Annotated in this window: 4 protein-coding genes; 3 read left to right on the top strand and 1 reads right to left on the bottom strand. The window is 52.5% G+C overall.

The window, feature by feature from the left end; genetic code table 11:
- The first annotated feature begins 1 nt into the window (after position 1).
- Positions 2–2146 (top strand): T9SS type A sorting domain-containing protein, encoded by a 2145-nt coding sequence (locus tag AC5JBY_RS31965; protein WP_495908775.1) that lies wholly within the window; start codon positions 2–4, stop codon positions 2144–2146.
- A gap of 1 nt (position 2147) precedes the next feature.
- Here AC5JBY_RS31965 and AC5JBY_RS31960 read toward each other — a convergent pair whose 3' ends face one another.
- On the bottom strand, positions 2148–4550 hold the full coding sequence (locus AC5JBY_RS31960; RefSeq protein ID WP_495908774.1) for a glycoside hydrolase family 20 protein: 2403 nt from the start codon (positions 4548–4550) through the stop codon (positions 2148–2150).
- Between the two features lie 141 nt (positions 4551–4691).
- Between AC5JBY_RS31960 and AC5JBY_RS31955 the strand changes: the two genes are divergently transcribed.
- The gene (locus tag AC5JBY_RS31955) at positions 4692–5090 is read left to right on the top strand and encodes a hypothetical protein (RefSeq protein ID WP_495908773.1); all 399 of its coding nucleotides are present in this window, start codon (positions 4692–4694) and stop codon (positions 5088–5090) included.
- A 462-nt stretch (positions 5091–5552) separates the two neighbouring features.
- Positions 5553–12968, top strand: coding sequence for a T9SS type A sorting domain-containing protein (locus AC5JBY_RS31950; RefSeq protein WP_495908772.1), 7416 nt, complete (start codon positions 5553–5555; stop codon positions 12966–12968).
- The last annotated feature ends 31 nt before the right edge of the window (positions 12969–12999 follow it).

Genomic DNA, 12999 nt, shown 5'->3' with positions numbered 1-12999 from the left:
TATGTTCAGTGATTTACACCTGAAAAAATATGCATTTGCATTTAGCCAAAGATCGTCAGTCAAAACAGTTTTCTTTCTTCTCCTTGTTCTGCTAATGGATTCGTTGGGTACACCCGTCATGGCGGTAGGCACTGCACAGGTTATGCCCAATCCTGCTAATGGAGCAGCTATCTTGATTGCACCAACCGTTCTTTCTGGCCCTTACAGAGAGGCGCCTGTACAAAATCGTATAAGCTTTGTGATCAACGATCACGAAGGCGAAAATTTCTACTTTAATATAAAGGCTTATGACCGTACGCCGGGGACGGCCAATCAGGTTGCAGTTTACTACCGGATATTGGACGCGTTGAACAATGTGATTGTTGGACCTACACCGATCAATCCAGGTCAACAGATTAGCACCTACAATCAGGCAGTTGCTGGCCCGAACATCGATGGTACTGCGCCAACAGGTTATGTTCCACTGGTGTTCAATCCTTCTGCAAACGGCACTTACTATATCGAGATTTATTTTAGTACAGAGGGTGGGTCTACTGTCAATACAGCACAAACATTGCTCACCCTATTTGACTTTACCGTCGCTACCCCTTCAGGTGTCAGGCGAGGTGGTCGTATCTATTCACAGGCCTGGAGTTTGATTACCTATAGCCCGACAGGTAATCAGGGAAATATTAATAATGCTTTCGCAGGAGATTTTTATGCGTATACCAACGATAGCACGGTGGTAAGGCTGGGCTTTACCGGCTTTCGACCTTTAGGATTTACATTATGTATGAACAATTATGGTGCGGTAAATGGGACAAACTGGTTCAATGATCGCCAGTCACAAAACACTGGTATTACTACACCGTCTTTGCCCAACGGATATCCGGTGTTTCTGGACATGCCCGATGCAACGATCTTTCCCGCCTCCACACCAGCAGTAACTCCGCAGTTTACCGGTACGATGTATGGCTGTGCGCCTAATATAAACATACCTTACTGGATAGACACACCAGGTGACGTAGTAGTTCTTCTTGATCTCAATGGAGTGACAGGTTATCAGGATGGAACAGCAGACAGGTATCTCTATTTTATAGATCGCCCGGCAGGGCACAACGTGGGCGTATGGGATGGTTTGAATGGGCTTGGAGCCGCTGTAGCTGCCAATGCAACGATCGATATGACCCTGTCTATACGGAGAGGCCGTGTGAACATACCTTTATATGATGCAGAGCTTAATCCACAGGGATTCAACGTGGCGGGGATGATGCCATTGTCTACAGTACCAAGGCTCTATTTCGATGACGGTTTGCTGACTAATACAATACCTGCTACTTGTGCAAATTCCACGACCGATGTTAACAATAATAATACAGGTACGGGTGTCGCCAATGTCAATGTGGGCCTTGCTTCTCCGGCGCGTGCCTGGAATGGTCCTGGTTCTGGTAATACTGTACCCGCGCCGGCTACCGGTGGAGCAAGTACAGCCATTGCCTGCGATGATTTTGGCAATGCAAGAACCCTCAATACCTGGTTCTGGGCGTATGAGGTCAACTCTGCTATATTCACAATGGTCCAATCTGGTTGTAGTAGCGAAGAAGATGCCTTACCCATTACGCTGGTGCAGTTCAGTGCTGAAAGGATGGCTGGCAACAAAGTGAACCTTGTGTGGAGAGTAGAAAATCAAAGTGACTTCGAAAAATTTATTCTCGAAAGAAGTATAGATGGAGTCAACTTCAAAGCAGTGGCTGCAATACCGGGTAAAGAAGAAATGCAGACAAACTACAGCTACCTGGATGTGCCTGGAGTAATAACAGGTAGCAAACTGTACTATCGCCTTAAGCAGGTTGATAAAGATGCTCGTTTCGAATACAGCCGTGTTCTCAGTGTAAGCTTTGATGTTAATGGGCTTGCCGTACTAATGATACCCAATCCGGCCAGTAATTATATAAATCTTTCCATCAATTCTGATAAGAAGCTATCGGTTATCATCAACGTGGTTGACAACTTCGGCAGACTATTGCTTATGCAACGTGATGGCATAAATAAAGGAGATAATATCATTCGTATCAACAATTTCAGCTTATTGAAGAATGGAATATACTCAGTGGTTGTTATCGCTGAGCATACCAAAGTTGTGCAAAAAATAATAATTCAGAAGTAATCTACTTTACGCCAATCTCATCCACAAACAGCCACGCCTTGCTCCCGGCGCCCGGTTGTCCGGCAGGGATAGTGCCATAGTTCCTGGCCACCACTTTCACATACCGCGCAGGGTGATAGCCGGTGTGGATCGTTACGTGGCCGGTATTGTAAGCCCCTTTTACAAACTCACTGCTCTTGCCCCGTGATTGCCACGTCTTACCGTCCTCGGAAATAAATACCTCTACATACTGCGGCAGGTACACCCAGCTTTCCCGCTGCTCCAGGAAATTCACCCCCACACGGGTAATAAATTGATGCAGGCCCAGCTCGATCACCGCCTCCATATCAGGCCCCTGCCAGCCCAGCCACTCTTCACTGCCAATACCAGCCTTACCGGCTTTCGCCCCGTTCACCAGGCCAAAAGCGCCCCCGTTGCCCGGGCGGTTCGCGGCCGTAGCCGTAGCAATGCTGATCGGCTGGCCCGTGGCCTTGTTTACTTCTATTCGTTGCTCGATGCCGGCACGCGCATCCTGGTTATGGCGCGGAGCGGCAGTCAGGGTCGACGTCCGCGTCACCAGTATCTTTTGTACAGCGCCGTGCACCACCGTCCCGCTGTCATAGATCACGATGCTGTCCAGCATCATCCCCTTCGAGCCATCAGGATCATTACGCATATCAGGGATGGTCAAGATGCTCGAATCCCGCTCCATATGTTGCACAGTCCACAGGCCGCCATGGTCCGCAGCCCCCGCCATAGGGTCCGCAGCCCCCGCCATAGGGTCCGTCACCTGCCAGTATACGCCCCGCCGGTTTTCAGTAGGCACGATCGCAGCAGTAGGTTGAAAGAACGCACGGCTGTAATTAACCCTCCACAAGCCATACCGCTTGAATTGAGTGATCAGCCGCTTTTCAAAATCAGGCCAGTTCCGCAGCTCCTTCGGGCTCCACAGCACCTCGCTCAGCGCGCTCAGCCGCGGAAAGATCATATACTCCACCTTGCTGGTATTCTTCATATACTCCGTCCACACATTTCCCTGCGCCCCCAGCACATGCTTCGCCTGCGCAGCAGTCAGCGCCGCAGGCACGGGCTCATAGCTATACGTCTTTTGCACCGCCGTATAACCACCGATAGTAACCGAATCTTCGTTTTTCGTTTGCGAATGGTCCAGGTACACATGGCTGCCCGGCGTCATGATCACATCGTGGTTTTGCTGCGCAGCCTCGATGCCGCCCTGCTCGCCCCGCCAACTCATCACCACCGCATTCGGCGCCAGCCCGCCCTCCAGGATCTCGTCCCACCCGATAATCGTTTTCCCCTTCCCGTTAATATACTTCTCCATCCGCTGGATAAAATAACTCTGCAGCTCATGCTCGTCCTTCAGGCCATGCGCCTTCATCCGTTGCTGGCATTTCGCACAATGCTTCCAGCTCTCCTTCGGGCATTCATCACCCCCGATATGAACATACTTCGAGGCAAACAAAGGCATCACCTCGTCCAGCACGTCCTGCAAAAAGTTGAACACCGTATCGTTCCCCGCGCAAAACACATCGTTGAACACCCCCCACGTTTCCTGCACCTTATACGGGCCGCCCGTGCAGCCCAGGGTAGGGTAGGCCGTCAGCGCCGCCGAGGCATGCCCCGGCATCTCGATCTCGGGGATCACCTCCACATAACGCTGCGCCGCATATGCCACGATCTCCTTCACCTCCGCCTGCGTATAGAAGCCGCCATACCGCAGGCCGTCATTCCCCTTGCCGGGATAGCGGCCGATAATAGTGCCGTTGCGGTAGCCGCCCACTTCCGTAAGCTTCGGGTATTTTTTGATCTCGATGCGCCACCCCTGGTCCTCCGTCAGGTGCCAGTGAAACACATTCATCTTGTGCAGCGCGATATAATCGATATACCGCTTCACGAAAGCCACCGGGAAAAAATGACGGCCCACATCCAGGTGCAGCCCCCGGTATTGAAAACGCGGATAATCCTTGATTGTCACGAAAGGCACTTTCAGCGAAGCGCTTTTCTCCAACGGCAGCAATTGTAGCAGCGATTGCACACCGTAAAACACCCCGGTGGCATTATCCCCCGCAATATAAAGTTGGTCTTTGTTCACCTGCAGCGTGTAAGCCCCGGCAATAGGATGGTCCATCCGCTCATAATTCAGGTGGATGCCGCCGCGCACATGCTTTTTGCTCACTGCCAGCCGGAAACCATATACCTGCTCCAGGTAATCATTCAGAAAGCTGGCGCTGTTTTCCAGTCCCGATCCCTCCAGCACGAGGGGCGTCTGAGCCGTGATCACCAATTGGCCGGCAGCAGCAGGCTGCCGCACCTCGGCAGGCCGGGGTATGATAGCCACCTGGGCCACAGCAGGATAAGCAAACGGTAAAAGCGATAAAACGAAAAGGAGAACAGGATTACGCATGAGCATTATTTTACAGGAGTCCAGTTATACGGCTAAATGTAATGCGCTTTGCTGGAATAATTACATGCAAACGATAGCGGAAAAAATGCTACCGATCACATTGTTTATTTTATATATATTACATATATAAAATACATACTTATGAACTACAAACTATGGTTACCCCTCATCCTCATGGTAGGAACGCTATCCCCCGCTTACTATAGCGGTTCCCGCCTCAGCAACGGCTCCGGCCACATAACACCCACAACAGCTATGGCAGACCCGGCCAAAAAGATCGTCTGCACATACTTTCTCTACAAAGGCTTTGGGGCCGAGAAAGACATCGACAGCTACACCCAGACGCTCATAGCCCCCCTTCCATGCGGAGGCCATGACATCATCTGCTACTTCCGCATTTGCGATGATGACGGCATCGTTACCGACGATGAATTCAACACAGCCTTCGAAGCCCTCGACCTCGTAAGCACGGGCGATGACCTGTTGTCCGACGAAGAAGAGATCCTCGGGGAATTGGAAAAATACACCCTCACGAAATAAAACGCAATGATCACGTAGCCGCAAACGGGCGGCCGAAACAACAGGGTGGTCCCATTCGGGGATCACCCTGTTGCATGTAATAGATAGCCTTCCCCAATGAATGCCACCACATCGGCATAACGGCATACCATAACCCATGCTCAGAAAAATAGAATGGCGCCATGAATTATAGCATGCGTGCGCCGGCGCCCGTTTTTATCCGCGTGGTGTGTAGACTATCCGTATAATGGATAAAAACGTATGAAGGATTGTTATAATTTAGTTCCGTCAAACATTCTCCTGGTTAAGTAGCATTTTCCCAACCATACTGTAAGATCAACACCGAACTGGCGTAGTTGCTGCTGCAGCTGCACATATCTGTTATTGCAAAAAAATTTAAATGATGCATACAGGCCAATGCCTGTATGACCGGTTTATGCCAAACCGCCCCTGCGCCTATTGCTGAAACACAAAAACTAAGCTATGCTAAACAAACCTTTACATTTGAAGGGACATCGACAACGAAAAACATCGCCAGCCAGATTTTGCTGCGCCGGTACAGGATGGAAATTCCTGGCCGGTTTCATGCTGCTCCTGATGCTGGCCAACAACAGCCGGTTGAGGGCCGAAGGAACTCCCTCCGTAATGCCCAACAGCTCAAACGGTACGGGTATTTACATCTCCACTACATTAGGCGCAGGGCCCTATCGCGGTGCCCCAACGGAAAACCGGGTGGAGTTCGTCATCACAAACAACGTTACGCAAAACCTCTATTTCAACTTCAAAGCCTACAACAGGGCCGTAACACCTGTACAAACAGCTATCTATTACAGGATCCTCGATCAAAACACCAACACGGTGCGCGCAGGCCCCACCCTCGTGGCCACAGGTAGCCAGATCAGCACCTACGCCCAGGCGGTAGCAGGTCCCAACATCAGTGGACTGGTGCCCGCAGGTTATACGCCCATCACATTCGATCCTACGATCGATGGCCACTATTATATTGAACTATACCCAAGCTCCGATGGAGGCGTCACAGCCAGCACCACCAATATTATTGTTACCCTCTTCGATTTTACCGTAGCCACCGCGGCCAATGTCAAATTCCCCGGTAGGCTCCACAGTAAAGCATGGAGCTTCATCACCTACGATCCTACGACCAATGCCGGTAACCTCGGCAACGCCCTCGATGGCGATTTCTTTGGCTACACGGCAGATAGTACGGTGGTAAACGTGGACTTCCTCTCGGGATTCCGTCCCCTCGGATTCACACTCTACATGAACAAATACGGCGCGGTCAACGGCACCAACTGGGTCAACGACCGTCGCTCCCAAAATACAGGAGCAGTACAACCCTCGCTGCCCGCTGGATACGATGTATTCCTCGAAAGCCCCGATGTCAGCCAGTTTCCCATAGCTGCCACGGCAAGCGCGCCAACCTTTGCAGGTAAAATTTATGGGTGCGCCCCCAATATATACATACCATACGGTATCGATAAAGCAGGCGATGTCGTCATTCTCCTCGACATCAACGGCACCCCCGGATACCAGGCCGGAACCAGAGACCGCTACCTCTATTTCTACGACCAGCCCGTGGGTCGCAACGTCGGCGTCTGGGATGGCCTCGATGGATTAGGCGCAGCCGTTACAGGCTCCACAACCGTCAACATGAGCCTCTCCATCAGGAGAGGCCGCGTAAACCTGCCGATGTACGATGCGGAATTGAACTCGAGTGGTTTGAACGTCACAGGCGTCAGTCCCCTCGCTACCGTGCCGAGGCTCTATTTCGATGATAACCTGTTAGCCAACACGGCCCTGACCACCTGTTCCAGCCCCACTACCGATGCCAACAACAACATCACAGGAGGCGGCATCACCAATGCAGATGTGGGCGTCCTTTCTCCCGGTCGTGCATGGGATGGTGCAGGTTCGGGCAACACAGTACCTGCCCCAACAGGCGGCGGCGGCTCCACCACCATCTCCCTCAATTGCGACGACTACGGAAACGTACGTACCCTCAACACCTGGTTCTGGGCCTATGAGATCAGCACCGGCGTGTTTACAGTAACAGTGCCAACCTGTAGCGCGGATGGAGATGCGATCGCCTATACTACCGATGTGGACGATGACAACGATGGCATGACCGATATTGTAGAAGGCGGTGGCACCGATCCCATGGCCGATGCCGACCTCGATGGAATTCCCAATGCCTTCGATACAACGCCCGGAGGCACAGTACCCGTATTTGTGGATGCCAACAACGACGGCGTCAATGACAACTACGATTTCGACCTCGATGGCATTGTCAACTCATTCGACCTCGACAGCGACAACGACGGCATCCCCGATATCATTGAAGCAGGTGGCGTCGATACCGATGGCAATGGCCGCGTCGACAGCAACGTCGATTTCAACAACAACGGCTTGATGGATACCTACGATCCACTGGCAGTAGGCGGAGTCACGTTAGCCAGCAGAGATACAGACGGTGACGGCGTTCCCAACAGGTTCGACCTCGATAGCGACAACGACGGTATACCCGATATCCGTGATGCAGGCGGCACCGATGCCGACAACAACGGTACGGTAGACGTCCTCACAGATAGCGACGGCGATGGCTATGTAAATAGCTACGATCCCGACGACGACAACAACGGCACCAACGAAAGTCCGCTCGAACCACTCATCGTAACAGGTGCAGACACCAACGCTGATGGACTGGCCGATAGCTATACCCGTGGCGACTTCGACAGAGATGGAAAACCAAATCCGTATGACCTCGATGCAGACGGAGACGGTATCCTCGATGTACGCGAAGCCGGACTCCCCGATGCCAATACAGATGGCCTCGCAGATGGCACTCGCGGAGCAGATGGCTGGAGCGATACCGTAGATGCATTGGCAGGCCCCCTGGTATTCCCCAATACAGATAACGCAGGCGGCCCCAACTTCCTCGACATTGATTCCGACAACGACGGTATCGTTGACATCATAGAAGCACAAACCACCGCAGGTTACCTCGCACCGTTAGGTACTGATACCGACAATGATGGTATCGACAACAGGTACGACAACCTGCCCAACGCGTTCGGCGGTAACACCGGCAACGGTCTTGTTCCCACCAACACCGACGCAGCAGACAATCCGGATTACACCGACACCGATTCAGATAATGATGGTAAGCCTGATTCCCTCGAAGGTTGGGATACCAATGGCAACGGCTCTATCAGCGGTGTGGAAAGAGCAGGCGGATCGACCGATGCCGATGCAGATGGATTACTCGATGGCTGGGACAACAATACGGCCCTCGTAAATCCCACCAACGGCATGATCCCCACGAACTTCCCCGACGTGAACAACCCCGGCGGAGATCGTGACTGGAGACAGACCGCTAATTCCGATAACGATACGATTGCCGACAACATAGACATCGACGACGACAACGACGGCGTGCCCGATACGCAGGAAAGCGTTACAGGCCTCGATCCGTTGGCCGACGCGAACGCAAATGGCATCCCCAACTACCTCGATCCTGCCATGCCAGGCTATATAGATACCAATGCCGACGGCATTGACGATCGCTACGATATAGACCTCGATGGCGTCATCAACAGCCGCGACCTCGATAGCGACAATGACGGCATTCCCGATATCATTGAAGCAGGCGGCGTCGATACCGATGGCAATGGCCGCGTAGACGGAACGGCAGATACCAACAACAACGGTCTGATCGATACCTACGATGCTGCCAATGGAGGCGTAGCCCTGCCCAACCGCGACACAGATGGCGACACCATCCCCAACTCCAGAGACCTGGACAGCGACAACGATGGTATCCCCGATATTAGAGAAGCAGGCGGCGTCGATGCAGACAACGATGGTAAAGTGGATGCCACGGCCGATGCAGATGGCGACGGGTATGTCGATGCATACGATCCGGACGACGACAACAACGGCACCAACGAAAGCCCGCTGGAACCGCTCATCGTAACAGGACCCGATACCAATGCAGACGGAAGACCCGATAGCTACACACGTGGCGACTTTGAAAGAGATGGCAAAGCAAATCCATACGATCTCGATGCAGACGGTGATGGCATACTCGATGCGCGTGAAGCAGGCATGCCCGATGCCAATAACGATGGCATTGCAGATGGTCCCCTCGGCGCCAACGGATGGAGCACCGTGGTAGACGCACTCCCCGGTCCGCTTACCTTCCCCAACACAGATGGGGTAACAAACCCGAACTACCTCGATATCGATTCCGACAACGACGGTATCGTGGACAATATCGAAGGCCAGTCAACAGCCGGCTACATTACACCGTCAGGCTCAGATACCGATAACGATGGTATAGACAATGCCTACGACAACCTGCCCGCAGCATTTGGTGGTAATGCCAGCAATGGTATTACGCCGGTCAATACCGACGCTGCCGATACCCCCGATTATACGGACCTGGATACAGACAACGATGGCAAACCCGATTACATCGAAGGCTGGGATACCAACGGCAACGGTACCATCAATGGCGCCGAAAAAACAGGTGGTGCAGCTGATATCGATGCAGATGGACTGCTCGATGGCTGGGACAACAATACAGCGGCCGTAATTCCTTCCAACGGAACCACGCCCACCAGCTATCCCGATGTCAACAATCCGGGTGGAGACCGCGACTGGAGACAGTCTTCCAACACCGACAACGATGCGATCCCTGACAACGTCGACATCGATGACGACAACGATGGCGTACCCGATGTACAGGAAAGCACCACCGGCCTTGATCCGCTGGGCGATTTAGACAGCGACGGCATTCCCAACTACCTCGATACATCCAATCCGGGATTTGTCGACACCAATACCGATGGAATCGACGACCGCTACGATACAGACCTTGACGGCGTCATCAACAGCCGTGACCTCGATAGCGACAACGATGGTATCCCCGATATCATTGAAGCAGGAGGAGTAGATACCGACGGCAATGGCCGCGTAGACGGAACGGCAGATACCAACAACAACGGCTTGATCGATACCTACGATCCTGCCAATGGCGGTGTAGCCCTCCCCAACAGAGACACCGATGGCGATGGAGTACCAAACAGCCGTGACCTCGATAGCGACAACGACGGTATCCCCGATATCAGGGAAGCAGGCGGCGCTGATGCCAACAACGATGGTATGGCAGATGCAGTTGCTGATGTGGATGGAGACGGATACGTCAACACCTACGATCCCGATGATGACAACAATGGAGTCAATGAAAGCCCCAACGATCCGTTGATCGTAACGGGGCCAGATACCAATGCAGACGGAAGACCCGACAGTTATACGCGCGGCGACTTCGATAGAGATGGTATAGTCAATCCGTATGACCTCGACTCCGATGCGGATGGCATCCTCGACGTTAGAGAAGCAGGCTTACCGGATGCTGATGGCAATGGTATTACCGATGCACCGTATGGTACCAATGGATGGAGTACCGCTGTAGATGCGCTCCCTGGACCACTGGTGTTCACCAATACAGATGGAACAGGCGGTCCTGATTACCTCGACATCGATGCAGACAACGATGGTATCGTTGACAACATCGAAGGACAGGCAACAGCGCTCTATATTGCTCCCGCAGGAGCCGATACAGATGGCGATGGTATCAACAACGCCTACGACAACCTGCCAGGTGCATTCGGTGGTAATGCCAACAACGGTATCGTACCTGTCAACACCGACGGTACCGATAATCCGGATTACAGAGACCTGAATACAGACAACGACGCCCGCCTGGATGCCATCGAAGGATGGGATACCGATGGCGACGGCGTGATCGATGGCGCAGAAAAAACAGGTGGTGTAGCAGATATCGATGCAGATGGTTTATTGGATGGTTATGACAACAACACCGCAGCCATCAATCCGACCAATGGCACCACACCGGCCAGCTATCCCGATGTGATCAACCCCGGTGGAGATCGCGATTGGAGACAGATCAGCGACAATGACAACGATGGAGTAAACGATATCGTGGATGTCGATGACGACAACGATGGCGTGCCCGATAGCCAGGAAAGCATCACCGGATTGGATCCGTTAGGTGACCTGGATGGCGATGGCACCCCCAACTACCACGATCAGTTCAGCCCCGGCTTTATCGACACCAACGGCGATGGCATCGACGATCGCTATGATACAGACCTCGACGGCGTGATCAACAGCTATGACCTCGATTCAGACAATGATGGCATACCTGATATCGTGGAAGCAGGTGGTGTAGACACCAATGGCGACGGACGCGTAGACGTATTTGCCGATGCAGATGGAGATGGCCTGGCTACCATCTATGATTCAAACAATGGAGGAGTCGCAATTGCCAATTTGGATACCGATACCGATGGTATTCCCAACGCCAGAGACCTCGATAGCGATAACGACGGTATTCCTGATATCCGCGAAGCCGGTGGCGCCGATGGCAACAACAACGGTAAAGTAGATACATTTACCGACATCGACCACGATGGATTCACCGACCAGTACGATGGCGACGCAGGCAATGATGGCATAGCCGAAAATACGGCCAATGCACTCATCCCGACTGGTACAGATACCAATGCCGACGGTAGGCCCGATAGCTATACCAAAGCCAATAATGACCGCACAAGCCTTCCAAATCCGTATGACCTCGATTCAGACGGCGATGGTATCCTTGATGCACGCGAAGCAGGCATTGCAGATACAGACAACAATGGCGTAGCAGACGGAACACTGGGCGCTAATGGTTGGAGCACCACCGTACAGGCACTGCCAACATTGACACTGCCCAATTTCGACGGAGGCCCGCTGCCCGATTACCTCGATATCGATTCCGACAACGATGGTATTACCGATAACCTCGAAGGCCAGTCCACGGCAGGCTACATATTACCTTCCGGTGTCGACACAGATAATGATGGTATTGATAATTCGTACGACAACACGCCGGGCGCCTTCGCAGGAAGTGCTAACAATGGCATAACCCCCTGGAAGCAAACAGGCAACCCAAGCGCATTGCCCGATTACCTCAACCATGATAGCGATGCCGACGGTGTGCCTGATATCGTGGAAGCGCATGATTATAACCTCAATAACCTGCCCGATGATGATGTAACACTCACCAACAACGATGCGGATGGTGATGGACTGGACGATAAGTTCGACCTGGCAACAGGACCCAATGTTACACATCAGGGTATGCTCAACGGAGGTGCTGTAGGCGATCCCGCAACACCAGGAGCGAGAGGACCATTACAAAAACGCATCCCGGCAGATACCGAGCGCCAATGGAGAAATACGCTCAGCACGCTGCCGCTCAAGCTCCTCAGCTTTAGTGCGAAAGCCGAAGGCGACAACAAGGTGCGCCTCAACTGGGAATCCGAAAAAGAAGAGAACTTCAAAGAGTACATCGTAGAAAGAAGTACAGATGGAGTCGGCTTCACAGAAGTAGGCACAGTGGCTGGTAAAAACAGCGCACGCGCAAGCTATACTTTCGACGACAACCTGGGCAACCAGCACGCAAGCAAAGTATACTACCGCCTCAGGATGGTAGACCTCAATGAGAAATTTGAATACAGTAAGGTAGTGGCCGTAACCTTTGCTCCGATACATGGCCTTACCCTGCTGGTTACGCCAAACCCATCCAGTGGTAGCGTAGCATTGAAGGTCAGCTCTGAAAAGAACGTAACTGCGGTGATCAACATCATCGATCAGCAGGGACGGATACTCGGTTCGAAGAGAACAGGTATCGCCAACGGAGTCAACATCATATTCCTCACGGAAGAAGCAGCCAAGCTGCCATCAGGCATGTATACAGTAATACTGAATACCGGCGAAGAAAGATTGTCCGCCAAGATGATCATTCAGAAATAGCCAGCCTCAGCAACCATAAAAGGAAGCGCCC

It is taken from the genome of Paraflavitalea sp., from assembly GCF_059502485.1.
Note: the sequence above shows the minus strand (reverse complement) of the source record. Positions and strands in the feature narration are given on the sequence as shown.